The 25,695-nt window shown below is 69.0% G+C and carries 25 protein-coding genes and 1 tRNA gene; 8 read left to right on the top strand and 18 right to left on the bottom strand.

All coding sequences use genetic code 11. The features are described from left to right. Window positions 1-21: 21 nt before the first annotated feature. The 5 genes from AC1RKE_RS05845 to AC1RKE_RS05825 all read right to left on the bottom strand — a co-directional run bounded on the left by AC1RKE_RS05845 (window position 22) and on the right by AC1RKE_RS05825 (window position 5,335). Window positions 22-552, bottom strand: coding sequence for a cytochrome c-type biogenesis protein (locus AC1RKE_RS05845; protein ID WP_152950985.1), 531 nt, complete (start codon window positions 550-552; stop codon window positions 22-24). After that, the gene (locus AC1RKE_RS05840; protein ID WP_348684323.1) at window positions 549-2,534 is read right to left on the bottom strand and encodes a heme lyase CcmF/NrfE family subunit; all 1,986 of its coding nucleotides are present in this window, start codon (window positions 2,532-2,534) and stop codon (window positions 549-551) included. Before AC1RKE_RS05840 ends, AC1RKE_RS05845 begins: the two co-directional genes overlap by 4 nt. Next, window positions 2,531-3,031: a cytochrome c maturation protein CcmE gene (gene ccmE / locus AC1RKE_RS05835; RefSeq protein ID WP_348684322.1), complete on the bottom strand. Its 501-nt coding sequence runs from the start codon at window positions 3,029-3,031 to the stop codon at window positions 2,531-2,533. Before ccmE ends, AC1RKE_RS05840 begins: the two co-directional genes overlap by 4 nt. 70 nt (window positions 3,032-3,101) lie before the next feature. Next, window positions 3,102-3,920, bottom strand: a complete 819-nt coding sequence (ccmI, locus tag AC1RKE_RS05830; RefSeq protein WP_395942283.1) for a c-type cytochrome biogenesis protein CcmI — start codon at window positions 3,918-3,920, stop codon at window positions 3,102-3,104. A gap of 17 nt (window positions 3,921-3,937) precedes the next feature. Further along, window positions 3,938-5,335, bottom strand: a complete 1,398-nt coding sequence (locus tag AC1RKE_RS05825; protein WP_395942282.1) for a hypothetical protein — start codon at window positions 5,333-5,335, stop codon at window positions 3,938-3,940. Window positions 5,336-5,480: 145 nt separating this feature from the next. Between AC1RKE_RS05825 and AC1RKE_RS05820 the strand changes: the two genes are divergently transcribed. From AC1RKE_RS05820 to AC1RKE_RS05810, 3 genes are read left to right on the top strand one after another with little or no spacing between them, the layout of a single operon-like run. After that, window positions 5,481-6,413, top strand: a complete 933-nt coding sequence (locus AC1RKE_RS05820) for an ABC transporter ATP-binding protein (protein ID WP_348685044.1) — start codon at window positions 5,481-5,483, stop codon at window positions 6,411-6,413. Continuing rightward, on the top strand, window positions 6,413-7,180 hold the full coding sequence (locus tag AC1RKE_RS05815; protein WP_183215117.1) for an ABC transporter permease: 768 nt from the start codon (window positions 6,413-6,415) through the stop codon (window positions 7,178-7,180). The genes AC1RKE_RS05820 and AC1RKE_RS05815 overlap by 1 nt, the downstream gene beginning before the upstream one ends. Window positions 7,181-7,234: 54 nt before the next feature. Then, window positions 7,235-8,305, top strand: a complete 1,071-nt coding sequence (locus tag AC1RKE_RS05810) for a hypothetical protein (RefSeq protein ID WP_464159135.1) — start codon at window positions 7,235-7,237, stop codon at window positions 8,303-8,305. Window positions 8,306-8,355: 50 nt separating this feature from the next. On the opposite strand, the gene AC1RKE_RS05805 is transcribed toward AC1RKE_RS05810, so the two are convergent. The 3 genes from AC1RKE_RS05805 to tsaD are packed head-to-tail and all read right to left on the bottom strand — an operon-like array spanning window position 8,356 to window position 10,950. Beyond that, the gene (locus tag AC1RKE_RS05805; protein WP_182714176.1) at window positions 8,356-8,730 is read right to left on the bottom strand and encodes a Rieske (2Fe-2S) protein; all 375 of its coding nucleotides are present in this window, start codon (window positions 8,728-8,730) and stop codon (window positions 8,356-8,358) included. Then, window positions 8,723-9,721, bottom strand: coding sequence for an NAD(P)H-dependent glycerol-3-phosphate dehydrogenase (locus tag AC1RKE_RS05800; RefSeq protein WP_287103482.1), 999 nt, complete (start codon window positions 9,719-9,721; stop codon window positions 8,723-8,725). The genes AC1RKE_RS05805 and AC1RKE_RS05800 overlap by 8 nt, the downstream gene beginning before the upstream one ends. A gap of 26 nt (window positions 9,722-9,747) precedes the next feature. Next, window positions 9,748-10,950, bottom strand: a complete 1,203-nt coding sequence (tsaD, locus tag AC1RKE_RS05795) for a tRNA (adenosine(37)-N6)-threonylcarbamoyltransferase complex transferase subunit TsaD (RefSeq protein WP_395941988.1) — start codon at window positions 10,948-10,950, stop codon at window positions 9,748-9,750. On the opposite strand from tsaD, the gene hemC reads away from it, so the two are divergent. The 4 genes from hemC to AC1RKE_RS05775 all read left to right on the top strand — a co-directional run bounded on the left by hemC (window position 10,949) and on the right by AC1RKE_RS05775 (window position 13,453). Further along, the gene (gene hemC, locus AC1RKE_RS05790; protein WP_348684563.1) at window positions 10,949-11,914 is read left to right on the top strand and encodes a hydroxymethylbilane synthase; all 966 of its coding nucleotides are present in this window, start codon (window positions 10,949-10,951) and stop codon (window positions 11,912-11,914) included. The two genes, tsaD and hemC, sit on opposite strands and share 2 nt — an antisense overlap. Continuing rightward, window positions 11,911-12,645, top strand: a complete 735-nt coding sequence (locus tag AC1RKE_RS05785; RefSeq protein WP_348684564.1) for a uroporphyrinogen-III synthase — start codon at window positions 11,911-11,913, stop codon at window positions 12,643-12,645. The genes hemC and AC1RKE_RS05785 overlap by 4 nt, the downstream gene beginning before the upstream one ends. 41 nt (window positions 12,646-12,686) lie before the next feature. Then, window positions 12,687-12,762, top strand: a tRNA-Thr gene (locus AC1RKE_RS05780). A 337-nt stretch (window positions 12,763-13,099) separates the two neighbouring features. Next, the gene (locus AC1RKE_RS05775) at window positions 13,100-13,453 is read left to right on the top strand and encodes a helix-turn-helix domain-containing protein (RefSeq protein WP_054766704.1); all 354 of its coding nucleotides are present in this window, start codon (window positions 13,100-13,102) and stop codon (window positions 13,451-13,453) included. Window positions 13,454-13,455: 2 nt separating this feature from the next. Here the strand turns inward: AC1RKE_RS05775 and AC1RKE_RS05770 are convergent, their stop codons facing one another. Genes AC1RKE_RS05770 through AC1RKE_RS05755 form a run of 4 tightly spaced genes read right to left on the bottom strand, consistent with a single transcriptional unit; the run spans window position 13,456 to window position 15,099 of the window. After that, on the bottom strand, window positions 13,456-13,812 hold the full coding sequence (locus tag AC1RKE_RS05770) for a hypothetical protein (protein WP_224764398.1): 357 nt from the start codon (window positions 13,810-13,812) through the stop codon (window positions 13,456-13,458). Between the two features lie 16 nt (window positions 13,813-13,828). Then, entirely contained in the window at window positions 13,829-14,278 is a 450-nt protein-coding gene (locus AC1RKE_RS05765; protein ID WP_224764399.1) for a hypothetical protein, read from the bottom strand. A 12-nt stretch (window positions 14,279-14,290) separates the two neighbouring features. Then, a complete protein-coding gene (locus AC1RKE_RS05760; protein WP_182714179.1) occupies window positions 14,291-14,623 on the bottom strand; it encodes a hypothetical protein in 333 nt (110 codons plus the stop codon). Between the two features lie 29 nt (window positions 14,624-14,652). Continuing rightward, window positions 14,653-15,099 carry a helix-turn-helix domain-containing protein gene (locus AC1RKE_RS05755; RefSeq protein ID WP_348684565.1) on the bottom strand — a complete coding sequence of 149 codons (447 nt, stop codon included), beginning with the start codon at window positions 15,097-15,099 and terminating at the stop codon, window positions 14,653-14,655. Between the two features lie 146 nt (window positions 15,100-15,245). On the opposite strand from AC1RKE_RS05755, the gene metK reads away from it, so the two are divergent. Next, window positions 15,246-16,451: a methionine adenosyltransferase gene (gene metK, locus AC1RKE_RS05750; RefSeq protein WP_395941987.1), complete on the top strand. Its 1,206-nt coding sequence runs from the start codon at window positions 15,246-15,248 to the stop codon at window positions 16,449-16,451. 139 nt (window positions 16,452-16,590) lie between these two features. On the opposite strand, the gene AC1RKE_RS05745 is transcribed toward metK, so the two are convergent. The 6 genes from AC1RKE_RS05745 to AC1RKE_RS05720 form a co-directional block, all read right to left on the bottom strand. Continuing rightward, on the bottom strand, window positions 16,591-17,859 hold the full coding sequence (locus AC1RKE_RS05745) for a pentapeptide repeat-containing protein (protein ID WP_054766708.1): 1,269 nt from the start codon (window positions 17,857-17,859) through the stop codon (window positions 16,591-16,593). 53 nt (window positions 17,860-17,912) lie between these two features. After that, window positions 17,913-18,542: a bifunctional diaminohydroxyphosphoribosylaminopyrimidine deaminase/5-amino-6-(5-phosphoribosylamino)uracil reductase RibD gene (locus tag AC1RKE_RS05740; RefSeq protein ID WP_287396867.1), complete on the bottom strand. Its 630-nt coding sequence runs from the start codon at window positions 18,540-18,542 to the stop codon at window positions 17,913-17,915. After that, window positions 18,539-19,252, bottom strand: coding sequence for a 2,3-diphosphoglycerate-dependent phosphoglycerate mutase (gpmA, locus tag AC1RKE_RS05735; protein ID WP_333896420.1), 714 nt, complete (start codon window positions 19,250-19,252; stop codon window positions 18,539-18,541). Before gpmA ends, AC1RKE_RS05740 begins: the two co-directional genes overlap by 4 nt. Window positions 19,253-19,459: 207 nt before the next feature. Continuing rightward, on the bottom strand, window positions 19,460-21,979 hold the full coding sequence (locus tag AC1RKE_RS05730; protein WP_348684421.1) for a TonB-dependent receptor plug domain-containing protein: 2,520 nt from the start codon (window positions 21,977-21,979) through the stop codon (window positions 19,460-19,462). 186 nt (window positions 21,980-22,165) lie between these two features. Next, complete coding sequence (locus AC1RKE_RS05725; protein WP_152950998.1) at window positions 22,166-24,091, bottom strand: methyl-accepting chemotaxis protein; 1,926 nt, start codon at window positions 24,089-24,091, stop codon at window positions 22,166-22,168. Window positions 24,092-24,174: 83 nt separating this feature from the next. Then, window positions 24,175-25,554: an OprO/OprP family phosphate-selective porin gene (locus AC1RKE_RS05720; RefSeq protein ID WP_348684559.1), complete on the bottom strand. Its 1,380-nt coding sequence runs from the start codon at window positions 25,552-25,554 to the stop codon at window positions 24,175-24,177. Window positions 25,555-25,695: the final 141 nt, after the last annotated feature.

Genomic DNA, 25,695 nt, shown 5'->3' with positions numbered 1-25,695 from the left:
CGAACGGGCATTACGCCAATTTCAGCGTTCGATGGTTGATCCCGACAAGCGCCCGTCGTGAGGCGAGCTTGCGTCAGGATCGCGGCGAAGCTTCTCATTTGCGAGAATGTCTTGCAGTCGATGTTCCTCCTCAGGCGAAAGGGGCGCGACCTCCATCGGGCGGCGACGCGCGCGCAGGATCAGCGTGCCCCCGGCCAGCAGGATGAGGGCGAAGGGGCCGAACCACAAAAGCCAGGTTCCGGCCCGCACCGGCGGGGTGAACAGGACATAGTCGCCGAACCGGCGCACCAGGTCCTGACGCACGGCCTGATCCGTGGCGCCGGCGGCGATCTGTTCGCGAATCAGGCGGCGCATGTCGCCGGCGACGCCCGCCGGACTGTCGGCGATGGCCTCGTGCTGGCAGACGACGCAACGGACATCCTTGAACAGGGCCTGGGCGCGGGCTTCCTGAGCCGGGTCGCTCAAGGGACGGTCGGGAGCGGCGGCGGGTTCGGCCGCCGTCAGCATCAGCGCCAGGACCGGCGCAGCCAGCAGGATCTTGAGCCGCCTCACGCCGGCCTCCGCCGCGCGCCGACGCCCAGTCGCAGCCGGCGATCCAGCAGGGACAAAAGCCCCCCCAAGGCCATGATCATCGGCCCCAGAAAGATCAGCCGCGCCCAAGGGTTCCAGTACAGGCGCACGACCCAGGCGGGTTGATCGGGCGACCCCGCCCGCTCGCCCATCACCACATAGACGTCGTCCAGACCCCGGAAATCCAGGCCGACCTCGGTCGTGGTCTGGCCGCCCGCGGGGAAGAAGCGGCGCTCGGCCGTGACGGTCTTCGCCCGGCCCCGGTCGTTGGAAGGCCGCACGGTCAGCCGGCCCTGTTCGGCCAGATAGTTGGGGCCTTCGACCACCCGGACCTGATCCAGGGTGACGGTCCAGGGACCGGCGGAGACGCTTTGGCCCAAGGTCAGGGCGCGGGCGGCCTCGGCCTTGAAACCGGTCTCGACCACCGCCCCCAGGATGAAGACGCCCAGGCCGAGATGAGCCAGGCTCATGCCCCAAGCGCCCAGAGGTAGCCCCTTCAAGCGACGCAGGGTCTCGGCGGTCGAGGCGCGGAACAGCCGCGCCCGTTCGGCGACCTCGGCCAGGGCGCCCAGGATCAGCCAGGCGCCCAGGCCGATCCCGGCGGCGGCCAACGCCTTCTTCGGCGACCACAGGGCGTAGGCCGCAAGAGCGCAGACCAGCGACAGGCCCGCCGCGACCGCCAGCCTCTGCGTCGCCCCCGCCAGGTCGCCCCGCTTCCACGCCAGCAGAGGCCCGGCAGGCAGGATGATGAAGGCGACCGTCATCAGGGGAACGAAGGTGGCGGCGAAATAGGGCGGGCCGACCGAGATGGTCGCGCCGGACGCCGCCTCCAGGATCAGGGGATAGAGGGTGCCCAAAAGCACGGTCGCCGCCGCCGCCGTCAGGAACAGATTGTTCAGCACCAGGGCGCCTTCGCGGCTTATGGGTGCGAACATTCCGCCGCCCTTCAGCTGGGGCGCGCGCCAGGCGAACAGGGCGAAGGCGGCGCCGGCCGTGAGACCCAGGATGGCCAGCAGCATCATCCCCCGCTGGGGATCGACGGCGAAGGCGTGGACGCTGGTCAGGACGCCGGAGCGCACCAGAAAGGCGCCCAGCATGGAGAAGCTGAAGGCCAAGAGGGCCAGAAAGACGGTCCATCCCGCCAGGGCTCCGCGCCGCTCGGTGACCACCGCGCTGTGCAACAGGGCCGCGCCCGCCAGCCAGGGCATGAAGCTGGCGTTCTCGACCGGGTCCCAGAACCACCAGCCGCCCCAGCCCAGCTCATAATAGGCCCAGAAGGAGCCCAGGGTGATGCCGACGGTCAGAAAGGCCCAGCTGGCCAGGGCCCAGGGGCGCACCCACCGGCCCCAGGCGGGCCAGAAGGCGGTCTGGGCCCGGCCCTCGATCAGGGCGGCGACCGCCAGGGAGAAACAGACGGAGAAGCCGACATAGCCCGCATAGAGCAGGGGCGGATGGGCGGCCAGGGCCGGGTCCTGAAGCAGGGGGTTCAGCGAAGCGCCCTGAAACGGGGCGGGGTCCAGCCGGGTGAAGGGGCTGGAGGTGAAGACGGCGAAGGCCAGGAACAGCGAGCCCAGAGCGCCTTGGGTCGCCACGGCCGAGGCCTTCAGCCCGAACGGCAGGCCGCGCGCGCGGGCCAGGACGGCGCCGAAGACCGTCAGGACCAGGCACCACAGCAAGAGCGATCCCTCGTGACTGCCCCAGGCGCCGGCGACCTTGTACAGCATCGGCTTGTCGGTGTGGCTGTTGGCCGCGACGTTGGAGACCGAGAAGTCCGAAATGACGAAGGCGTAGATCAGGGCCGCAAAGGCCAGGGCCGTCGCCGCTGCGGCGCCGATCGCCGCCCCTTCAGCCGCCCCAGCCAGCACGGGGCTGCGCCGGGCCCGCCCCGCCGCCGACAGCACGGTCTGAAGCACCGACAGGGCCAGGGCCAGGGCAAGGGCGAAGGCCCCGAACTCGACGATCATAGGCTTTCAGCCTGCGGCCTGCTTGAGCGCGTGGTCTCGGTCGAGGTTTCCGGCCGCCATTCGCCCTTGGCCTTGATCCGATCGGCGACCTCGCGCGGCATGTAGTTCTCGTCGTGCTTGGCCAGAACCTGGCTGGCGTGGAAGACGCGGTCGGCGCCGAACGATCCTTGCGCCACGATCCCCTGACCCTCGCGGAACAGGTCGGGCAGGTCGCCGTGATACTGGACCTGGGTCGCGGCGATATTGTCGGTGACGGTGAAGACGACCAGTCCGTCGCCGGACTTGCGCACACTGCCCGTCTCGACCAGGCCGCCCAGCCGGATGTTGCGGCCTTCCGGCGCCTTGTCGACCGTGGCCTCGGACGGGGAATAGAAGAAGGTGACGCTGTCCTGCATGGCCCACAGCGACAGGCCAACCGCCAGGGCCAGGATCGGCGCCACGGCGGCGACGACCCACAGGCGACGGCGCGCCTTCGGCGATTTCGGCAGCCAACTCATGACTTAGCGGTCCCGCTCCCCCACGGATTTTTCTTTCCGTCTACAGAGGCCGGCGCCCCGCGCCAACGGCTCATTCCGCCCTCGGCAGGCGGCGTTCCAGATCCTTGCGACGCGGATCGGCCGGATCGAGGGCGGCGATCAGCGGCGTCCACATGGCCCGTGTCACGGCCGCATCCCCCCGACGCAGGGCCGCCTCGCCCAGGAAGAAGCGGGCGCCCAGCTGATCGGGATCGTGTTTCACCGCCTGGCGGAAGGCGGCCTCGGCGTCGGCGCCGATCTGGTCGTCATTGGCCCGCACCAGGCTTTCGCCCAGCCGCGCCCAGGCCTGGGCGTTCTCGGGCTCCCGCTCGATCAGCCGACGAAAGGCCGAGGCGGCGCCCAAGGGGTCGTCGGCGGCGAAACGGGCCGCGCCCAGCATGGCCAGGGCCTGGGGGTCGTTCGGTCGATCCTGGGCCGCGCGCGCCGCCACAGCCGCCAGTTGGGCCGGCTGCAGCGTCTCCAGCCGGGTGGACCAGTCATCCACCCGCCGCTGATAGGCTTGGTCCGGCAGGCCCGGCGATCCGGTCAGGATGTAAAGCCCCAGGGCGGCGGCCGTCGCGGCGGCGATCCCGCTCAGAACCCACAGCCGGTCGCGACGGCCCGTCTGGGGCGCCGGCGTCGTCCCTGACTGCCCGGCCAGCAGACGCCGGGCCGCCTCGGCGCGCGCCGCCGCATGGGCGGCCTCGTCCAGCAGCCCCCGCGCCTTCAGACGGTCCAGTTCGGCCAGTTCGCGCGCCCCGATCTCGGCCTGCGTCGCCGGAGTCGGGTCGGCGCCGGAACGCGCGCCGGTCAGCACCAGAAGGGCGGCGCCGGCCGCCGCGAGACCGGTCATTATCCAGAAGGCGATCATCCCCGCCGTCTATCGCATCAGGCGGCGGCGGGCGAGGCCCCTTGGGTCGCCAGAAGCGCCTCGGCGGCGGCGGCGCGACGTCGCACCGCCCGCGCGGCCTCCAGCGCGTCGATCAAGGTCAGGAACCGCGCCGCGACGCCGACCAGACGCAAGGGTCCCTCCGGCTGGGCGACCTGGCCGTCCGCCAGATGATCCAGGGCCTCATTGGCCCAGATGGACAGATAGTCGGTCAGCTCGGTCTTCAAGGCCATCCGATCCGCCTCGCAGCCGAAGACGACGGCGACGCCTCTCAGCCCCCCGACGGCGTTCAGCAGGCCGGCGGCCGCCTCGACCGCCTCGCCCGTCGCGGGCGCGTCCAGCCAGGGCGAGAGTCGCGTCATCCGGCCGCTCAGCCTCTGCCGCTTCATCGGCAGGGCCGCATGGACGGCGGCCGAGGCGGACTTCATCAGGCCGGACATCTGACCCGCCACCTGGATCCGCGCCATCCGGGCGGCCCGGCCCCAGGGCGAGTCCGGCCGCAGTTGCAGACACAGGTCGATCTCGCCCAGCACCCCGGCGCACCAGGCGACCTCCTGAACCACCTCGGCCATGGCGGCCTCGTCCGGGCCGGGCCGGGCGGCGGCGATCCGTGCGACGCGCGTCGTGACCGAGGCCAGCAGACGTTCGACAAAGACGCCCATGTCCGAATGGCTCAGCATCGCCTCCTTATCGGCGAGGCGATTGGTGCGGGTCACGACACGCAGCATCCGTTCGGCGTCGGCGACATGGGCGAAGAGGATGTCGACCATCCGGCGCCCGCCTTCGGGCGAGACGGCAAGACAGTCCTGGATCAACAGGCGCAGTCCCGCCGCCTGTTCGTCGTCGGGACGATCGAGCCAGGCAGGCAAACGCGGCGTAGCGGTTCGCGCCAGAGGGGCCAGGTCGAAACAGCCGGCGAGCTCCGCCGGGGTCGGAGCGGGGGCGGCGGCCGGCGACAGGTTCGAAACCCGCGCCGGCGGAGACGGATCGGCCCAAACGTCGCCGGGCCGATCCCGCAGCACAGCCGCCGCCCGGGCGCACAGCCGATCGGCGACCAGGGTCCAGTCGCCGTGCGACGGACCCGTCCCGTCCAGCAGGCTGAGATAGGGCTCGTCGCCGACCTTGGCCTCGCGCCAGAGACGGGCCAGAACCGGCCGGGGAAAGGTCAGGGCCGCCGCCTGGTCGGCGCGCGGCCGGAACAGGGGGATCAGGGGCGCGAACGCCTGATCCCGGCGGGCGCGATCGCGGATTTCCGCCTGAATCAGGATCGCCAGCTCGCCCGCCTTGTCGCCCGGCAGTCCGCCGACAGCCGCCTCCAGCTGCGCCAGACCGTCATCGGGGCAGGCCTGGACGACCGCCTCCAGGGCGGCGCGATGGGCGGCGGACAGGGCAGGCAAGACGGTTCCCTGGGCAAGATTTGAGGCCCGACCCTGCACCAATGTGGTTAACAACGGCTTGGCGCCCCTTGAGCCGGTCGCGCGGCGCGCCATATTCCCGCCACGACCACGCCAGGCGCCATTCGCCGCAGGAACGGGAGCGCCCATGCCGGTTATCGAGATCCAAGGTCTGACCAAGACCTATCCGTCGGGTCTTCAGGCCCTGAAGCGGGTCGATCTGACCATAGACAGGGGCGAGATCTTCGCCCTGTTGGGGCCGAACGGGGCCGGCAAGACCACCCTGATCTCGATCATCTGCGGCATCGTCAACGCCACCACGGGGACTGTGGTGGCCGACGGCCACGACATCCGCAAGGATTTCCGCGCCGCTCGGATGAAGATCGGCCTGGTGCCGCAGGAGCTGACCACCGACGCCTTCGAGACGGTGCTGGCCACCGTCACCTTCAGCCGGGGCCTGTTCGGCAAGCCGGGGAACCCCGCCCTGGTCGAACAGATCCTGAAGGACCTGTCGCTGTGGGACAAGCGCGACGCCAAGATCATGACCCTGTCGGGCGGGATGAAGCGGCGGGTGATGATCGCCAAGGCCCTGAGCCACGAGCCGGACATCCTGTTCCTGGACGAACCGACCGCCGGGGTGGACGTGGAACTGCGTCGCGACATGTGGGCCATGGTGCGCAAACTGCGCGAGCGCGGCGTCACCATCATCCTGACCACCCACTATATCGAAGAGGCCGAGGAGATGGCCGACCGGGTGGGCGTCATCCTCAAGGGCGAGCTGATCCTGGTCGAGGAGAAGACCGCCCTGATGAAGAAGCTGGGCAAGAAGACCCTGACCCTGAACCTGGTCGAACCCCTGACCGCCCTGCCCGCCGACCTGTCGGACTGGGACCTGAGGCTGAGCCCGGACGGGGGCGAGCTGGAATATAGTTTCGACGCCAACGCCGAAGACACTGGCATGCCCACCCTGATCCGCCGGCTGGACCGGCTGGAGATCGGCTTCAAAGACCTGAACACCCGCCAGAGCTCGCTGGAAGACATCTTTGTCAGCCTGGTCCACCGCGACGGAGAGGCTGCCTGATGACCTTCAACGGATACGGCGTGTGGGCCATCTATCGGTTCGAAATGGCCCGGGCGCTTCGCACCCTGTGGCAGAGCGTGGTCACGCCGGTGATCACCACCGCCCTGTATTTCGTCGTCTTCGGCGGCGCCATCGGCGGTCGGATGCAGGCGGTGGACGGGGTGGCCTACGGCGCCTTCATCGTGCCGGGCCTGATCATGCTGAGCCTGTTCACCCAGTCGATCTTCAACGCCTCCTTCGGCATCTACTTCCCGAAATTCACCGGCACCATCTATGAGATCCTGTCCGCGCCGGTGTCGTCGCTGGAGGTGGTGATCGCCTATGTCGGGGCGGCGGCGACCAAGTCGGCGGTGCTGGGGCTGATCATCCTGGCGACGGCGGCCCTTTTCGTGCCGCTTCAGGTGCTGCACCCGGTGATGATGCTGGCCATGCTGGTGCTGATTTCGGTGACCTTCAGCCTGTTCGGCTTCATCATCGGCATCTGGGCCGGTAGTTTCGAACAGCTGAACTTCATCCCCATGCTGATCGTCACGCCCCTGACCTTCCTGGGCGGCTCCTTCTATTCGATCGACATGCTGCCCGAGGGCTGGCGGACCGTGGCCCTGTTCAATCCGGTGGTCTATCTGATCTCAGGGTTTCGCTGGACCTTCTACGGCGCGGGCGACGTGGCGATCGGGATCAGCGTGGCCGCGACCCTGGGCTTTTTCGCCCTGTGCCTTGGGGTGGTCATGTGGATGTTCAAGACCGGCTATCGGCTGAAGGCCTAGACTTCCCAATCCGGGCGTCACGAAACCGGCCAGATCGCCAGCGATTAGAGCAACATGTCCGACGATAAGAAGACCGTTTCCGATCCAGCGCCCCAGCCGTCCCCTGGCGAACCCTTCGTCCGCAAGGCGGTCACCTGGGGTCGGATGCCTGTGACGACCTTTCACGTCGGCCCGGTGCCCGTCGCGCCCAATCCGCTGGACCGGATTCCGGATCGGCCGCCGCTGAAGACGCCGTTGACTACTGCGCCCGAGGGGCGAGCGCAAGGTCGGCAAGGTCAGGCGTCCGGCCTGCTTCAGGGCGGCCTGCAGCCGCAGCGCCCCGCGCCCGCGCCGCGTCCGAGAGCCGGCGCGAGCATTCTGGCCGGTTCGTTGATCCCTCAGGCCCGTCCCGCCCCGGCTGCGCCCCCGACGCCCGCCCCGACGCCCGCCCCGGCGGATTCGACGCTTCGCCCGCTGCCCGCCGCGCCCCAGCCTCTTGCGGAGCCTGCGCCGTCCGCTCTGGAACGGCCGCCTGCCCAGGCGACGCGGCCCGAGACGGACGCCGCCGCCCCCCCTGTCGGCGCTCCTGTCGACGCCGCCCAGATTCCCGAGATCACGCCGACCACTCCCGTTGCACGTCGAGCAGAGAAGGCGCCGTCGCGTCTGCCGCTCTATGTCGGGGCTGGACTGGTCGTCGCCGCCCTGCTGGGCGGCGGACTGTGGTTCGCCCTGCGTCCCGCCCCCGCCCCTGCTCCCGCCGCCCCGCCGACAGTCCCGGCCGCCGCAGCGCCCATCCAGGCTGAAACCGCTCCGGCGCCCTCGGCGGCGGTGGTCGAGGCGGAAGCGCCCGCTGCCGAACCGGCGCCTGAGCCCGCTTCCACATCAGCGCCCGCGCCGGCCGAGACCACGCGGACACCCCCCGCGCCGGCCGCTCGCCCGACGACGCCTCCAGCCGCGACCGCGTCCCGCCCGACCCAGAGCCAGACCCAGACGCCCGCGACGACTCCGGCGCCCAGCCAAACGGCGCCGGCCGTCCAACCGCCGGCGGTGGTCATCGTGCCGCAGACGCCGCCCCCGACCGCCGCGCGCCCCACCCAGACCGATCCCGACGCCCCAATCGTCACCCGGCCCCAGCCGCTCGACTGAGATTTCGATCTCGTCTCCTCTCCAGTTCGCGGGGAGGAGACGACGGCGGCTCACGCCGTGCGGATGATCCCGCCGCTCGCCGCCACCGGCCAGGGCGTCAGCCGCCCGCCGGCGCAGGGGCCGCCGCGGCATTCGCCGGTCAGGGGCTCGAACACCGCCCCGTGCCAGCCGCACAGGATCAGGTTTCCATCAGGCGTCAGATAGCGGTCCAGTTCGACCGCGATGGGAAAGCCTGCGTGGGGGCAGCGATCGACCCAGCCTGCGACGACCCCGTCCTTTCGCACCACGAAGCCGTGGAAGAAGGCCTCGCCGATCTGAAGCACGAAGCCGCGCGCCCCGGGATCGGCGATGTCGCCCTCGGCGCACAGGGCGACGCCGGGCGGCGTCTTCCAGACCCGTTTGCGTTCGGTCTCGCCTTCAGACACGCTCGGCCTTCAGCGGGCGCGCCAACAGGCCGTCGATCAGGCCGTCCACGGTGATCTCGCCGGCCAAGAGGGCCGCGATGCCCTCGGCGATGGGGGTCTCCACGCCCAGACGGGCGGCCAGGGCGCGCACGGCCGGCGCGCTCTCATAACCCTCGGCCACCGACCGCTTGCCGGCCAGGGCCTGTTCCACCGTCTGGCCCTGCCCCAGGGCCAGGCCCAGGCTCATGTTGCGCGACTGAGGGCTGGAGCAGGTCAGGACCAGATCGCCCAGGCCGCACAGGCCCGCCACCGTCTCGGCCTGGCCGCCCATGGCGACGGCGAGCCGGGTCATTTCCGCAAAGCCGCGCGTGATCAGGGCGGCGTGGGCGCTGCGTCCCAGCTGACGCCCTTCGGAGACGCCGCAGGCGATGGCGAGGACGTTCTTCAACGCCCCGCCCGCCTCGGCCCCGATCAGGTCGGTGGCCAGATAGGGCCTGAAGCCCGGCGCCGACAGGGTGTTCAGCAGGGCTTGGCCCAGGACGGGATCGGCGCAGGCCAAGGTGACGGCGGTCGGCAGGCCGCGCGCCACCTCGCCCGCGAAACTGGGGCCGGACAGTACGGCGGCCGGGGCGTCCGGCAGGGTCTCGGCCAGAACCTCGGTCATCAGCTTCATCGTGCCCCGCTCGACTCCCTTGGAGCAGAGCACCACAGGCACGCCGGCGCGGTGATAGGGCGCAAAAGCGGTCAGGGTCGCGCGCATATGCTGGGCCGGCGGCACAGCCAGGATCAGGTCGCAGCCGCCCAAGTCGGCCAGATCAGCGGTGAATTGGAGCCCCTGGGCCAAGGGCACGCCCGGCAGATACAGGTCGTTGGCGCGCGTGGTTCTCAAGGTCTCGACCAGCTGGGGCTCACGCGCCTGAAGCGTCGTCTCCAGTCCGGCGCGAATACAGACCTGGGCCAGGGCGGTGCCCCAGGCGCCGGCGCCGATGACCCCTGCGGTGCGGAATTCCATGCGCCCTCCCGAGGCGGTCTCTTCAGTCATGCCTTTGCGCCCTTGCGACCGGGCTTGTGCGAAGGATCGGCCAGGGCGCGCGCTTCGTCCAGCGGCCATCGCGGCCGGGCGACCACGTCGATGTCGCTGGTCAGCCCGAGCGCCAGCCGTTCGGCCCCCGCCAGGGCGATCATGGCCGCATTGTCGGTGCAATAGGCCAGAGGGGGCGCCAGGAAGTCGAAGCCGTGCTTGGCCGCCGTCGCCTGCAAGGTCGCGCGAATGGTCTTGTTGGCGGCCACGCCGCCCGCGACGACAAAGAGGCGATGATCGTGGGTCTCGGCATAGGCGGCCAGGGCCCGCTCGGACCGGTCGGCCAGCTGCCGGGCGATGGCGGTCTGGACCGCATCGGCCAGATCGGCCTTGTCCTGGTCGGTTTCACAGGTCTGGGCGATGCGGAAGGCGGCCGTCTTCAGACCCGAGAAGGAGAAGTCGCAGTCCTTGCGTCCCAAGAGGGCGCGCGGCAGGTCGATCTTCGATCCGTCGCCCTGCTGCGCCAACCGTTCCAGCGCCGGCCCGCCCGGATAGCCCAGGCCCAGGGCCTTGGCGATCTTGTCGAAGGCTTCGCCCGCCGCATCGTCTATGGTGGCGCCGATCCGGCTCATGTCGCCGACGCCGCGCACTTCCAGTATCTGGCAATGACCGCCCGAGACCAATAGCAGCAGGAAGGGATAGGCGACCTCCTGCCCCAGACGGGCCGAGACTGCGTGGCCCTCCAGATGATTGACCGCCACCAGGGGCAGGCCGCGCGCCAGGGCCGCCGCCTTGCCGAAGCTGAGGCCCACCATGACGCCGCCGACCAGGCCCGGACCGGCGGTCGCGGCGATCCCGTCCAAGCCGTCATAGCCCAGGCCGGATTCGGCCATGGCGCGACGCGTGACCTCGGCGATCATCTCCACATGGCTGCGGGCGGCGATTTCAGGGACGACGCCGCCATAGGCCGCATGATCGTCGATCTGGCTGTGAACGACCGAGGACAGCACCTCGGCCCGGCCGCCCCGTTCGGACGGGTGCAGGCGCACCACCGAGGCGGCGGTTTCGTCGCAGCTGGTCTCAAGGCCCAGCACCGTCAGGGCTTCACCAGGACGAGGGGGGACATCCCGTCCAGTTGCCGCTGCGGCGCCGCTGCTATAGTCGGCGGAACTCTCCATCGGATCGAGGTAGCGATCCGGCGTCCGGTAAGCAACGCTCATGACCCTTCCCCTCCGCATCGGCACCCGGCGCTCCAAACTGGCCCTGGCCCAGTCGGGCATGATGCAGCGGGCCATCGGCCGCGCCCTGGGCATAGCCGAGGCCGAGATCGAAACGGCCGTGCCCCTGGTCGAGATCGTCACCACCGGCGATCGCGTCCAGGACCGCCGCCTGATGGAGCTGGGCGGCAAGGCCCTGTTCACCAAGGAGATCGAGGAAGCCCTGCTGGACGGCCGGATCGACATCGCCATCCATTCGATGAAGGACGTCCCGGCCGAACAGCCCGAGGGCCTGTGCATCGCCGCCATTCCGGAACGCGAGGACGCGCGCGACGCCTTCATCAGCCGTGACTTCGACAGTTTCGACGCCCTGCCCTTCGGCGCCCGTCTGGGCACCGCCAGCCTGCGCCGTCAGGCCCAGGCCCTGGCCCTGCGCCCCGACCTGAAGGTCGAGATGCTGCGGGGCAATATCGACACCCGGCTGCGCCGCGCCGCCGAGGGCGATTTCGACGCCATTCTGCTGGCCGTCTCGGGCATGACCCGGCTGGGGGTGACCGAACACATCCGCGAAAAGCTGTCGCTGGACGCCTTCCTGCCCGCGCCGGGCCAGGGCGCCCTGGCCATCCAGACACGCGCCAAGGATATCGACGCCCCCATGAACGCCCGTTGGGTCGCCGCCCTGAACCACGCCCCGACCGCCGTCGCCGTCGCGGCCGAGCGCGGGGCGATGACGGCGCTGGAAGGCTCCTGCCGGACGGCGGTGGGCGCCTACGCCCTGATCGACGGCGACACCCTGCGGCTGACCACGGAAATGCTCAGCCCCGACGGCTCGGCCCGCTGGCGCCGCGCCGGCGAACTGTTCCAGCCGACCGAGGCCGACGCGCGCGCCCTGGGCGAAAAGCTGGGGGCCGAGGTCCACGCCTTCGCCGGCGATCAGGAGGTCGATCCGGCGAGCCTGGACGGATGACCGTCTCCCCCCGCCCGGCCCCGGCCAAGCCTCGCGTCTGGATCACCCGGGCCGAGCCGGGGGCGTCGCGCACCGCCGCCCGACTGCGCGACTTGGGATGCGAGCCCCTGATCCATCCGTTGCTGGCGGTGGAGCGCCTGGCCCCGCCCCTGCCCGATCTGGATCGTTTCGCCGCCCTGGCCTTCACCAGCGCCAACGGCGTGGCGGCCTTCGCCGCCCTGACGCCGCGCCGTGACCGACCCGTCTTCGCCGTCGGCGGGGCCACGGCGGGGGCTGCGCGCGAGGCCGGATTCGTCGCGGTTCGCTCCGCCGACGGCGATCTGACCGATCTCGCCCGATTGATCGCCGCCGAACTGAGCGAGGCCGTCCTGCTGGCGCCCCTGGCCGAAACCCCCGCAGGCGATTTAGCCGCCGCGCTCGACGCGGCGCAGGCCCGCAACGTCGCGGTCCAGCCCTTGACCGTCTATCGCACGGCCTGGGCCGCTCGTGTCGATCCACCCGCTTTTGACGCGGTCCTGGTCCATTCCCCACGCGCCGCTCAGGCCCTGGCGGCCTGGGCGGCGTCCTCACCGGCTCGCCTGGCCGGAGTGGTCTGCGCCTGCATCTCCGCCGCCGCAGCCGCCCCCCTGACCCCGCTCGGCCTGACCACTGCTGTGTCCGAACGGCCGAACGAGACGACATTGTTGAAGACCTTGAAAGCGGCGCTTGGCAAGCGCGACGCGCCCGTATAAAGAGCGCGTCTCGCACGGGCCGTTTCCGCCCGCGCGACCGGGCCGCTTTAGCTCAGCCGGTAGAGCACCTCATTCGTAATGAGGGGGTCAGGTGTTCGAGTCACCTAAGCGGCACCACTTTTCCCCAGTTGCCCCTGAGACGATCGTGCCTCGGCGAAAGCCGCGCTGAATTAGGGATGTTAGGCAGGATTTTATTAGGTCGCGGCCGTTATGGGGGGCGCCTTCAGGGACGCGGCCGTCCCACCTTGACGCGGGCCGCAGGAAGGCGCGTGATTTCGGCCTGTTGTTCAACGATGGACATTGAGTCGCGCGGCGATCGGCGGAGCCGCTTTCATCCCTGAGTAGCCTTAGACTCCCATTCTGAGTACGTACCATCCCTCTAATGCAGAGCTTTGGCTTGACGGCATGGAGGATTTCGGGCCTGACGGCCTCTAATATCGTTCCGAAGGTTGTTATGAGCGACGCAGTAGACCCCGTTGACATCGCGATCGGCGCCCGCATCCGCGCCCGCCGCGAAGAACTCCGCATCACCCAGGCCCAGCTGGCGGCCGGCGCAGGCGTGACCTTCCAGCAGATCCAGAAGTACGAGCGCGGCGTGAACCGTGTCTCGGCTGCGCGTCTGCTGCAGATCGCCGCCGTGCTGAAATCGACCGGCGCGGCCCTGCTGGGCGAACTGGACACCGCCGAGGGCGACGATCTGGTTCTGGCTCAGCCGGGCGTATCGGAACTGCTGTCGGCCTTCCGCGCCATCGGCGACGGCGACAAGCGCGACGCCCTCCTGGTGGTGGCCAAGGGCCTGCGCGGCTGAGATCAGAGCGGCGGCTGCAGCAGTCGGTTGACCGCCGCCCCCTGCCCCGCGCCGACGGCGAAATCCGCCAGCCAGATCTGGACGGCCTCCAAGGCGCGGGCGTCCAGACTGTCCGAACGGCCGGAGTCGGCGATGTTCTGACGGACGATCTCCAAAAGACAGGCCGCCTCGGTCGCGCTGGACGGCGCGTGTTTCAAGAGGCGGGCCTCGGCCTCCACCATCGGCCCCAGGTCCAGTTCGGCCAGCAGATTGTCGTCGCTGGCGGCGACGCCAGCCGCTCCAAGGGTGTCGGCGATGCGGGCGGTCTCGAACCACGATCGAAAGAGCGGCATGAAGGCCGGGGCGGTCGAAGCGGTCACTGATACAGTTCCTTCTTTAAAGCGAAAGCGCGCGGCGTTCTTGACTAGGACGGGTTCGCGCATAGGGGGCCGCATTGGCCTCCCACACGCCGAAGATCGCCAGAAGCAGCAGTTCGAACCAGACCACCATCCGGGCCGAAACCATCGACCACATCAGGGGTTGGGACGCGCCGAGCGCGGCGAAATGGGTCGATAGAGCGATCAGTTGTGCCCCGGCCGCCAACATCAGCCACCACCGTTGATAGACGAGCGCCAACCCCGTCAGCAGGCCGAACATGCCCAGGGAGAGGCCCGCCACCGCCCAACGGAAGCTGCCGATCGTGAGGTGATCCAGGATCGGAGAGCCGAACTGGAGGGCCAGGAGGCCCGCCAGAACCAGCCGCTCCGGCGTCCGACCCTTCCAGGCCAGCAGCGCCATGGCGCCGTAGGTCAGGGCTTCCAGCAGGATCGAGAGGGGCGAGCCCACCGGCGGGACCGATCAGGCCGCGACGGAAAGAACGGGGGCGACGGGATTACCGGTCTTGTCTTCGCGCGTGCCGTCCAGGTTCCAGCCGATCTGATGGTCCTCGGCGACCTTGGCCAGTCCGTCATGCGCCGAAATGACCGCGCCGCGCACCTGGGTCAGTTGGCTGAGGCCCTGAACCATGTCGGCGAGGACCGCCTGGCCCACTTCCGCGGCCAGATGCGCCTCAGCACGGCTTTCCAGGGCCGTCTGGACCAGTCTGCAGACCTCGATCATCGCCCTGTCCACGGCGTGTTCGGTCGTTCGGATTTGTCGCGCCACCCTGACGCCGACCTGAATATTTCTCATGGCTCGCCCTCCTGCTCAAAGCCGCTGCGTCAGCGCACCGCTTCGGGGGCGATCCGGTCGAACAGGGATGGAAGCACCATGCCCGCCGTCACAATCCCGATGGCGAGCAGAAGAGCGATGGCGGAACCCGCGACGATGATCCCCAGCCGCGCGACGACCCCACGGGGGGGGACGGGAAGGAACCAACCGGCATCCCCGGCGGCTTCCGCATCGCCGGACTGTTCGGCCGACGCCGGGCCAACTGAGCCGTCTTCCGTCGCTTCGGGAATGAGTATCGAATGCCCTGAGTAGCCGTTACTCAGCCGGCGCGCGGCCAGCTTGCGGTCCGAAACCCCCAGCTTGCCGTAGGCCCGGTGCAGGTGGTTGCCGACCGTGCGAGGCGAAATCCCCAGACGCGCGGCGATTTCCTTATCCTCCAGTCCCTGGCCCGCCAGGCGGACGCATTCCCTCTCTCTCGGCGACAGGTTTTCGGACATCACGCGCTCCCCCGTCTGTCATAACGGATTTCCGCGCCTCGACCAGACCGGGGTCTCGGATATAGCTGGGCAAGAGTCAGGACATCACTTGAACATATAAGCATATGTTTATATGTCTTCACGCCTGACACTGACAGGAGCCTCTCTTGGCCGCTCGTTCCTCCTTCCTCTTCACCTCGGAAAGCGTGTCCGAAGGACACCCGGACAAGGTCGCCGACCGCATCTCCGACACCGTCGTCGACGCCTTCCTGTCCAAGGACCCCGAGGCCCGCGTCGCCTGCGAAACCCTGGTGACGACCCAGCGGATCGTGCTGGCCGGCGAGGTCCGCGCCACCCAGCCGGGCAACACCAAGGAACAGAACGAAGCCTTCACCCAGTCGATCATCGACAGCCTGGAGCCCCTGGTTCGCGCCGCAGTCAAGGACATCGGCTATGAGCAGGACGGCTTCCACTGGGCGACGGCGGACTACGCCTGCCATCTGCACGCCCAGTCGGCCGACATCGCCGTGGGCGTCGATTCGACCAATGAGAAGGATGAGGGCGCAGGCGACCAGGGCATCATGTTCGGCTACGCCTCGAACGAGACGCCGGAGCTGATGCCGGCGACCCTGCAGTACAGCCACAACATCCTCAAGCGCCTGGCCGAGGTGCGCCACGCCGGCGGCTCGCAGCTGGAACCTGACGCCAAGAGCCAGGTCACGATCGAATACGAAAACGGCAAGCCCAAGCGCGCCGCCTCCATCGTCCTGTCGACCCAGCACGCCAAGGGACTGACCTCCGCCCAGGTCGCCGACATCGTCAAACCCTATATCCTCGAAGTCCTGCCCGAGGGCTTCACCGACGAGAACACCGTCTGGCACATCAATCCGACCGGCATTTTCGAGATCGGCGGGCCGGACGGCGACGCCGGACTGACGGGACGCAAGATCATCGTCGACACCTACGGCGGCGCAGCGCCCCACGGCGGCGGCGCCTTCTCGGGCAAGGACCCCACCAAGGTGGATCGTTCGGCCGCCTACGCCTGCCGCTACCTGGCCAAGAACGTGGTCGCCGCCGGCCTGGCCGACCGCTGCACCATCCAGATCTCCTACGCCATTGGGGTCGCGGAGCCCCAGTCGATCCACGTCGATCTGCACGGCACGGGCAAGGTGTCCGAGGCCTTGCTGGAGGACAAGCTGCTTGGATTGATCGGCGGCGCGACGCCGCGCGCCATCCGCCAACATCTGGGGCTGAACAAGCCGATCTACGCCCGCACGGCCGCCTATGGCCACTTCGGCCGCGCGCCGGACGCCGACGGCGGCTTCAGCTGGGAAAGGACCGATCTGGTCGATCAGTTGAAGGCCCTGGCCTAGAGCATGATCGCTTCTGTCGGAACCGCTTCGCGGTTCCGACAGAAGCGTGAATCATGCTCTCGCTTTAATCTGGAGCCTGATTCACCGTTTCAGCGGAACCGCGTAGCGGTTCCTCCTCAACGGATCAGGCTCTAAGACCTCAGCCGGCCTGATCCTCCAGGGTCAGGCCGCGCACCCCCGCCAGATTGGCGCCCGTCAGATCGATCTGGCGGGTCTGGGCGCCGTGCATGACGGCGCGGCCCAGATCGGCGCTCGTCAGCACCGCACGGCGCAGATCCGCGCCGGACAGGTCGGCGCCCCGCAGATTGGCGCCGGTCAGGTCCGCCGCCAGCAGCCGATCGGCCCCGATCAGCAGCGGCCCCAGTTGCGCCCCGCGCAGATCCGCCCCGCTCATCTTGGCGTTCTTCAGCCGCGCGCCGCGCAGATCGGCGCGGTAGAGTCGCGCCGAGCGCAGGTCGGCGTTCTCCAGATGGGCGCCCTGAAGCTGCACCCCCTCCATGTCCAGGCCGTAGAAGACCGCGCCCTTGGCCGACAAAGCGGTCAGGTTCAGGCCGGTGATCGACTTCAGCGGGCGCAGATCGACACCGTCGAAAACCGAGGGCTGCCCCTCCGTCCCGCCCGTCTCGCACCAGCGGGCGTGTTCGCGCAGCATTTCCGCCGCCGGCATGCGATCGACCGAGGCGCCGGCGGACCGGTCGTCGGTCAGGGTTCCTTCCATATTGGCGCCGTCGGCGCGCCACATCGTCATCTTGCAGCCCACCAGAATGGCGTCGCGCATGTCCGCCCCCGACAGGTCGGCGCCCGACAGGTCGGCCCCAGCCAAGTCCGCGCCGCGAAAATCGGCCTGTTTCAGATTGGCGCGGACCATTTTGCAGTCCTTCATCACCGCGCCCGAGAAGTCGGCCTTGATGGCGATGACGCCCGACATGCGCGAACGCTGCAGATTGGCCCCGGCTAAACAGGCGCCCATCATTTCGCTTTCCTGGCGCTGACGCGGTTCAATGACCTTGAACCCCAGTTTGGCGTCGGCGGCGGCGATGGTGCCTTCGCGCAGATCGGCCTCGAACAGGTCCGCGCCCGACAGGTCGGCCCCGCGCAGACAGGCGCCGCGCAGATCGGCCCGACGCAGGCTGGCGTCCGCCAGGACGACGTCCTGCATGTCCGCGCCGAAGAAGTTGGCGTTGTCCAGCCTGGCGCCGGTCAGGTCGCAGTTTTCCAGACAGGCGGCGGCGAAATCCGCATCGGCCAGATTGCGGCCCCTCAGGCTGAGGCCCGAGATGTCCATCCAGGCGAAGACGGCGCGGGCGCCGCCGGGGCGGGCCTGGAACAGGCGGTCGTGCCGGGCGCAGATCACGTCCAGTTCCGCCTGGGTCAGGCGCTTGCGCACGATGGGTTCAGCCGCCTGCATTCGATCAGCCTAGGCCCGGCTGATTTAAGAAAGCCTTTAGCGACAGTTGCTTGTCACTCGGTCAGCAGGCCCTGATCACGCAGGGCGTCGGCCAGCTCTCCCGACGAGGTCCATAGGCGCGTATAGCCCGCCTCCCCCAGCCGCTTCAGCTCGGTGACCAGGTCGGCCTTGGGCGAGGCGACGAAACGGCCGTCGAAACCGGCGCCGTCCTTGCTGACCCGCACCAGGGGGCGGCCGGTTTCCAACCGGTGCAGAAACCCCTCGCACAGGGCCGCGCCCTCTTCGCACATAAGGCCCGTTTCGACCGTCAGCCCCTCGGCGCGCAGGCGTTCGGTGCCCCGGCCGGCCGCAAAGGGCGACGGGTCCAGACAGGCGATGACGACGCGCGCCACCCCGGCCTCGGTCAGGAAGTGGGCGCACGATTTGCGGCCGGAAGAACGCGCGCCGCAGGGCTCCAGGGTGACATAGACCGTCGCGCCCTCGACGTCGGGTCCGGCGGCGGGGACCGCCTGCTCCTCGGCGTGGGGACGGCCGCCGGGAGCGGTCGCGGCCTGGGCGATGACCCGCCCGTCCTTGACGATGACGCAGCCGACCGCCGGATTGGGCCAGGTCTCACCCATACGGCCTGTCGCCAGATCTATGGCCTGGGCCATGAAGCTGCGGTCGGCGTCGCTCCAGCTCATGGCAGGGTCGGCAGGGTTTCGGCGCGATCGGCGTCCAGATAGCGCGCGGCGGTCGGCTTCAAAGCGGCGTCCAGCTGAATCTCCAGCGGATTGCCGGTGGGGATTTCGACCCCGACGATCTGATCGTCCGGCACGGCGAACAGCAGTTTGACGATGGCGCGCAGGGAGTTGCCGTGGGCGGCGATCAGCACGTCCTCGCCCGCCTTCAGACGCGGCGCGATCTCGGCGTCCCAATAGGGCTCCACCCGGTCCAGGGTGGTCTTCAGACTTTCGGTGTCCGGGATGGCCTTGCCGGCGTAGCGGGGGTCGGCGTTGAAATCGAACTCGCCGCCCGGCGCCAGAGGCGGCGGCGGGACGTCATAGCTGCGTCGCCAGATCTTGACCTGATCCTCGCCGTGCTTCTCGGCCGTCTCGGCCTTGTTCAGCCCGGTCAGGCCGCCGTAGTGACGCTCGTTCAGCCGCCAGTCCTCGATCACCGGCACGTCGGTCAGCCCGGCCGATTGCAGGGCCAGGGCGCCGGTGCGTTTGGCGCGTTTCAGCACCGAGGTGAACATGACGGCGGGCTTGAACCCGGCCTGGGCGATCAGTTCGCCGCCCCGACGGGCCTGGGCCTCGCCTTCCGCCGTCAGATCGACGTCCACCCAGCCTGTGAAGCGGTTCTCGAGGTTCCACTGGCTCTGGCCATGGCGGAGCAGGATCAGGCGCGGCATTCGACGGTCCTTTGCAAACAGTCTGTCCGGGTAAGCCGCCGTCATGAGCCGGTCAAGGTTTTGACGCAGGTGCGAAACCGACCGCCTTGTCCGCCGATCGTCGGATGGATAGGGTTCGCCCATGTCCGATCGTCTGTTCTTCCCCTTGGCCGGCGCCGTCGTCGTGATCCTGACGGCCCTGGCCCTGGTCTGGCCTTAAGCCCGCCGTCAGAACAGGATCTTGCGCAGATTGATGCGGAAGACCCGACCCTGGGGGTCCAGATAGTCGCGCTGATAGTTGACCGGGGTCGAGCCGTCGCTGCTGGTCACCGAGATGCGGTCGTCGAACAGGTTCTGAACCCCAACGCCGACGCGGGCCCCCTTCAGGAAGGGGAAACGCTCCACCAGTCCCGTGCGTTGGGTCAGGTCGGCGAAGGCGAACAGATTGACCGTCGTGCGGTCCGAAAAGTCCAGGTCGGTCGCGCCGGGGCCGTCGCCGTTCACCGTGGTGCCCGAGCGCCAGTTGGCGTTGACGAAGGCGCCGTAGCCGTTCTTGAACACGCCGGTCTGAAGCTGGACCTCATGGCGCGACTGGCCGCCCGAGCCGGAGATGGAGTCGCCGCCCAGCAGGTCCAGGGGCGCCAGGCCGTCGCGGATCACGACCTCGTCCTGCACCCGCCAGGTGTGGGTCAGCGACAGGTTGAACATGCCCTGGCCCGGCTGCATGCCCGGCCCGCGCGAGCCGCGCAGACGGCCGCCACCCGGACCGCCGGGCCCGCCGGGTCCGCCGGGTCCGCCGCCCATCCGGATCACGCTTCCGCCAGGGCCGGGGCCGCCCGGCCCGCCCCCAGCCCCCCGCTGGCCAGCAAGCGCGGGATTGGCCTTGCCGAAGGGCCGCGAGAAGTTGAAGCCCCACTGGACGTCCTGCTGATCGCGTTTGGCGAAGTTCAGCGGCCGGGCGTCGATCGAGACCAGGTCGCCGTCGGCGTTACGGACGAACCGCTCCGGCAGGGCCGCCTCCAGGTCCGGGGTGATGGCGGGGAAGCTGGCGATCTCATTGTCGATCTCGGTGCGCGTATAGGCCAGGTTCAGCCGCAGATCGGTCGCTGACAGGGGCTGCCAGTTCACGCCCAGCTTCAGGATGCGCCGATCCTCGGCCTTCAGATTGGGATCGCCGCCGCTGATCTGAGTGATTTCGACGGTCTGGTTGGTCGCATAGTCGAAGACAGGGGTGTTGGGCGTGGCGATCGTGGGATCGTTCAGCTGCTGCACCGTGGGAGCCTTGCCCTCGTCCGAATAGTTGGCCGACAGGGACAGCCGCTCGACCGGCGACCAGTTCAGGCCGCCGCCGATGCTGGAGACCCCGCCGAAGTCCGACAGCTCCTGATAGGCCAGGTTCATATTGGCCGACAGGTCGCCGATGCCCGCCAGGACGCCGCGATCCACGCTGGCGATCGGCAGGTCGAAGTTCGCCTGGACGCTGCCCAGGTCGCGCGACTGGGAGCGGTCCGTGGCCACGCCTGACCGGACGCTTTCGGAGTCCAGCGCCTGATGCTCTCCGCCGAACTTGAAGGTGGTGGTGATCCCGCCGGCCGGAAGCTCCCAGGCCGTGCCGTTCAGCACAACCTCGCCCTCCAGCGATTGGGAGATCGACTGGGCGGTGTCGCGGCGCACCGGCCCGACCGCGCCGGTGAGATCGCCATAGGGGTTCACCGTCGTGTCGCCGGCGGCGATCCGGGCCAGGAGGTCGTCGTCCTCGACCCCTCGGCCGGTGACGGTGTCGGTCCGGGTGCGGCTGTATTCACCGGTCGCGGTCCAGCGCCAGTCGCCCAGATAGCCGTCGAACACGGCGCCCAGTTCGGCGCTGCGCGTATTGGTCTGGCGGGTCAGGGCCTGGGGCAGGTCCAGATAGCGATAAAGGGTCGTCGCATCGCCCCCCGGCGACCAGGGATTGCCGTCCGGCAGGGTCAGGCTGACGCCCGGCAGGCCCAGATAGCTGCGGCTGGCGCTGTCCGTCAGACTGCCGCTCAGGGTCATGCCGACCTTGTCGTTCAGATCGTGCTTGTAGGTTCCCGCCACCGAGGCCTCGGCCGAACGCGGCAGCAGGGTGCGATAGGCGTTCAGATCCCTGTCGGCGACGGAGTCTTGCCGCGTCGTCCCCGACCGGTCGATGTCGCGCTCGTCCTCATACAGGGGGTTGCTGGTCGAACCGTTGATGTCCATCGACCAGCGATCGGCGCCGGCGATCTTCAGCAGATTGTTTTCGCTGGCCGTGGTGGTGCGTCCGCCCTGCTCGGGCCGACTGACGTTGACCGAGGCGGTCAGGGAGCGGAAATCGGCCTTCAGCACGATGTTCACGACCCGCTGGTTGGCGCTGTAGCCATAGGAGAGGGCCGTCTCCTCAGGCAGGACCTCGAACCGCTCTATGGCCTCAGGCGGAATGCCGCGGATTTCGCGAAAGCCCGAGATGCGCCGGCCATTGACCAGAAAGACGGGCGAACCGCCCCGCGCGCTGCGGGTCTGGGCCTCCAGCAGGGTGACCAGTTCGCCGATGTTGGTGGCGCCGAAGGCCTGAATCTGGGTCGCGTCATAGGAGACGATCGGCTCCTGCCCGCCCAGGGCCACGCCGCGCTTGGTCGCCGTCACCTCGACATCGGGCAGGACCACCGCAGGGGCCTCCGGCTGGGTCTGCTGAACGTCAGCGGCGGCGGGCGTCAGGGCAAGCAGAAGAAGCGCGGCGGAGGTCATGAAACATCGGTCCGTGACGAGGAGGTCGGCACTCTTGGGACGCGAAAATCATGGCCGGAAAGCGGCGAATATCATGACGCTTTTGAAAGCGTGTCAAAGACTCAACACCCTTGATTTTCCTGCGACGGAGAAGGGTCTCAGCCGCGTTGAAGGGTGTTTGGGCGACGTCGCCGCCGCCCGCTGAGGTTAGAACTCTTCCCAACCGTCGGATGCAGCGTCGGTAGAAATCACGCCGCCGTTGGCGACCTTGAGCGTCTTCTGCGGGGCCGTGCGGGGCCTAGCCGTCGCGACGGGCGCTGAGGCGGGTTTGGCCCCCGGCGTCTTGCCCGCCGCCGACACCTGGAAGAAGGCGACCTGGGCCGACAGTTCGGCGGTCTCCTGGCGCAGGGCGGCGCTGGCGGCCGTGGCCTGTTCGACCATGGCGGCGTTTTGCTGAGTGACCTGATCCATCTGATTCACGGCCACATTGATTTCTTGCAGGCCCGTCGCCTGCTCCTTGGCCGAGGCGGCGATCTCGACCACCAGGGCGCTGATGTCGTTGACCTGGGCGGCGATGGCCTGGAGGGCCGAGCCGGCCTCGCTGACCAGGCGCACGCCGTTCTCGACCTCGGCGCCGGAGCTGTTGATCAGGGTCTTGATCTCCTTGGCGGCCTCGGCCGAACGCTGAGCCAGGGCCCGGACTTCCGAGGCGACGACCGCAAAGCCGCGACCGCTCTCGCCCGCCCGCGCCGCCTCGACCCCGGCGTTCAGAGCCAGAAGATTGGTCTGGAAGGCGATCTCGTCGATGACGCCGACGATCTGGCTGATCTGACGCGAGCCGTCTTCGATCTTCTGCATGGCTTCGACAGCGTTCATCACGACGGCGCCTGACGCTTCCGCGCTCTGGCGGGCGCCGCTCGTGACGACGGCGGCCTGGCTGGCGCCGTCGGCCGTCTTGCGGACCGTGACGGTGATCTCGTCCAGGGCGGCGGCGGTCTCCTCCAGGCTGGCGGCCTGTTGTTCGGTGCGACGCGACAGGTCGTCAGAGGCCTGGCTGATTTCACCTGCGCCGCTGTCGATGCCGTGGACCGAGCCCAGAACGCCGGTGACCGTCTCTTCCAGACGGGCGATCGAGCGGTTGAAGTCCGTTTTCAGAACCTCGCTGCGCGGCGGGAAGGGCGCATTGATGCGGTAAACGAGGTCGCCTTCGGCAAGGGCGTGCAACCCCTTGCCCAGGTTTTCGATGACGACGGCGTTTTCAGCCGCCTCCTGGGCGGCGGCGGCCTCGCGGCGGCGGCGCTCGGCCTCGGAGTCATTGCGCAGGGTGTCGGCTTCCTGTTCCAGCGTCTTGGCGCGCAGGCCGTTATCGCGAAACACCTGCATGGCCTGGGCCATGGCGCCGACCTCGTCCTTGCGGTCCGTGTCGGGAATGGCGACGTCCAGCTTGCCTTGGGCCATGATCGACATGGCGCCCGTCATGCGCCGCACCGGCGCGACCATCAGGATTGACAACTGGACGCCCAGGAAGACGGCGGCGACGATCAGGATCAGGCCGCCGACGGCCAGGGCGATGAAGGAGGCGGTGATGGCGGACGACTGCTGGGCGTCGCGCAGATTCATCCGCTCGATCTCCATGTCACGCAGATCGCTGATGGCTTTGGTGATGTGGGTCACCCGGACGCGATCGCCGGAATCCACCAGGACCCGCCGCGCCGCATCGATGCGCGCGGGATCAAGCGCAGCCTCGGTCAGGGGCGTGCCGAACTCGGTCCGCCAGGCGGCGGCGTCGGCGCGAGCCTTCTGCACCAGGGCGGCTTCTTCGGGCGTCAGATCGGCGGCGGCCAGGGCGGCGCTCGACTCTTCGAACTGCTCCCACCCCTTTCGATAAACCCCCAGATAGTCTTCGTTGCCCGTCAGCAGCACGCCCCGCATCTGCGAGTTGAGGCGGATGACGCCCTTTTCCGCGACATGGGTATGTTCGATGATCGCCTTGCTTTCGGCGTTCAGCCGCGCAGCAGTCCGCATCTCCGACAGCTGAAAGAAGACCGCACCGATCATGGCGGCGGCGACCGTCAGCAGAAGGGCGAAGGCGATCGCCAGTTTCCGCTGCATCGGAATATTCTTCAGGTTCATCGGACTGTCCCGGAGAGCTGGTGGGGCGGGGAAAGCCCGGAGCGGCGGACCGCTCCGGGCTATGTTGTCTAGCTGAGCAAACCTTAAAAAGCCGTCTGGACGCGGACCGTGGCGGTATTGCCGCTGTCGTCGCCCAGGAAGGTTCCGGTGCGGTTGTCGACCGACCAGGCGCTCCAGTGGGCCGAGACGCGCGTATTGTTGGTCGGGTACCAGTTGACGCCCAACAGCCAGCTGTCGCCCTCGCCGCCCGTGGCGATGTCGCTGTAGTCGGCCTGATCGTACCGCCCCACGATTTCGACGGCGCCGTAGCCGTCGGCGCCGAGCGGATTCAGCACCTTGGGACGCGCCCAGGTGCCCGTCTTGGCCGACAGCGGCGGCTTTTCGCCGGTCAGGAAGAAGCCGGCCGAGACGCTGTAGGCGTCCTGATCATAGTCGCGCGCCGCCGTTTCCAGCACCCGCCGACCGCCCTCGGCCATCAGCCAGCCCGACCCCTGGACCCCGCCCAGTTCGAGACCCAGGCCCTTGCTGCCCTTGGGATCAGCGTAGACGCCGCCTTGGAGTCGCAGATTGTCGTTGCCGCGCGACGAGACGACCAGGCTGCGCGACGCCACCGAGGCGTTCGGCGTCAGATCTTCGACGAAGCCCCAGCCGCCGAGGTGCAGATGGCCGGCGTCCGTCTTGAACGGCGCCCAGTGGGTGCGGGCCATGACAGTGACCGAGTCATTGGTCGCGCCGCTGCTGATCGCATCGCCCGTCACGGACAGAGAGGCGTGCCAGACGCTGCCGGTCAGCTTGGACGAGACGCCGACCCCATAGGCGCCCCGTTCCGGGCCGATGGTGGAGACCATCAGGCTGCGCTCGAGGAAGGGGGTCATGTCCTCGGCCGTGCCGCCCTCGACGCCGCGGTCGTTCAGCCGCTGGCCCATGGAAATTTCGAGATCCCGGCCGCCCCATTTGGTGCTGTAGGCCATGAAGGCGTTGGCGACGCTGACGGCGTTGTCGGCGATGTCGCCTTCGATCCAATAGCTGAAGCCGCCGGCGATCTTGCCCTGGGCGCCCAGACGCAGCCCGCGCAGTTCGGTGGTGGTCAGGTTGCGGCTGTCGTAGTCCGAGCCGAAGGTGTTGGACAGGTCGGCGGTGACGCGGATGCGCGGCTTGAAGGTGAAGGCGCCGTCGGGGCTGCGCATCTCGGGCAGGCCGCTGGACCAGTCGGTGGTGGAGACCGGCGCCGGGGCGGCGGCGGTCTGGATCACAGGACGTGCGGCGGCCGGGGCGGGGGCGCCGGCGGCCGCAGGAGCCTGCTGGGCGGCGGCCTGATCTTCCAACTGTTCGAGACGGGCCGAGAGCGCCTGGACCTGGGCGCGCAGGGCGGAGATTTCGTCCGTCGAAGGCGACTGGGCGAAGGCGGAGGTGGCGAGCGCGGCGAGGCCGACGCCCGCCGCGAGGGTGCGGAGGCGTTTCATGAGAACCCCTGTAAACTTAGTGTGTTAAGGAACGGCTGAACCGCGATACGCAGAACTGCGTAAACCGTGGCGGTTTTTTCAGCGGGTGCTGGGCGCCGTCGTTGCGGGGGCGGAAAAGCCGGCAGCGACGGCGCCCAAGGC

The sequence above is a fragment of the Brevundimonas sp. GW822-FHT03E11 genome, from assembly GCF_058801445.1.
Note: the sequence above shows the minus strand (reverse complement) of the source record. Positions and strands in the feature narration are given on the sequence as shown.

Coding starts and splice junctions, on each gene's coding strand:
- AC1RKE_RS05810 (WP_464159135.1), top strand. CDS start 7,235: ATGTCCGACGATAAGAAGACCGTTTCCGATCCAGCGCCCCAGCCGTCC.
- AC1RKE_RS05730 (WP_348684421.1), bottom strand. CDS start 21,979: ATGACCTCCGCCGCGCTTCTTCTGCTTGCCCTGACGCCCGCCGCCGCT.
- AC1RKE_RS05755 (WP_348684565.1), bottom strand. CDS start 15,099: ATGTCCGAAAACCTGTCGCCGAGAGAGAGGGAATGCGTCCGCCTGGCG.
- AC1RKE_RS05760 (WP_182714179.1), bottom strand. CDS start 14,623: ATGAGAAATATTCAGGTCGGCGTCAGGGTGGCGCGACAAATCCGAACG.
- AC1RKE_RS05745 (WP_054766708.1), bottom strand. CDS start 17,859: ATGCAGGCGGCTGAACCCATCGTGCGCAAGCGCCTGACCCAGGCGGAA.
- AC1RKE_RS05815 (WP_183215117.1), top strand. CDS start 6,413: ATGACCTTCAACGGATACGGCGTGTGGGCCATCTATCGGTTCGAAATG.
- ccmE (WP_348684322.1), bottom strand. CDS start 3,031: ATGAGTTGGCTGCCGAAATCGCCGAAGGCGCGCCGTCGCCTGTGGGTC.
- AC1RKE_RS05840 (WP_348684323.1), bottom strand. CDS start 2,534: ATGATCGTCGAGTTCGGGGCCTTCGCCCTTGCCCTGGCCCTGGCCCTG.
- AC1RKE_RS05720 (WP_348684559.1), bottom strand. CDS start 25,554: ATGAAACGCCTCCGCACCCTCGCGGCGGGCGTCGGCCTCGCCGCGCTC.
- AC1RKE_RS05800 (WP_287103482.1), bottom strand. CDS start 9,721: ATGGAATTCCGCACCGCAGGGGTCATCGGCGCCGGCGCCTGGGGCACC.
- hemC (WP_348684563.1), top strand. CDS start 10,949: ATGACCCTTCCCCTCCGCATCGGCACCCGGCGCTCCAAACTGGCCCTG.
- ccmI (WP_395942283.1), bottom strand. CDS start 3,920: ATGATCGCCTTCTGGATAATGACCGGTCTCGCGGCGGCCGGCGCCGCC.
- AC1RKE_RS05725 (WP_152950998.1), bottom strand. CDS start 24,091: ATGAACCTGAAGAATATTCCGATGCAGCGGAAACTGGCGATCGCCTTC.
- tsaD (WP_395941988.1), bottom strand. CDS start 10,950: ATGAGCGTTGCTTACCGGACGCCGGATCGCTACCTCGATCCGATGGAG.
- AC1RKE_RS05820 (WP_348685044.1), top strand. CDS start 5,481: ATGCCGGTTATCGAGATCCAAGGTCTGACCAAGACCTATCCGTCGGGT.
- gpmA (WP_333896420.1), bottom strand. CDS start 19,252: ATGCCGCGCCTGATCCTGCTCCGCCATGGCCAGAGCCAGTGGAACCTC.
- AC1RKE_RS05785 (WP_348684564.1), top strand. CDS start 11,911: ATGACCGTCTCCCCCCGCCCGGCCCCGGCCAAGCCTCGCGTCTGGATC.
- AC1RKE_RS05775 (WP_054766704.1), top strand. CDS start 13,100: ATGAGCGACGCAGTAGACCCCGTTGACATCGCGATCGGCGCCCGCATC.
- AC1RKE_RS05740 (WP_287396867.1), bottom strand. CDS start 18,542: ATGAGCTGGAGCGACGCCGACCGCAGCTTCATGGCCCAGGCCATAGAT.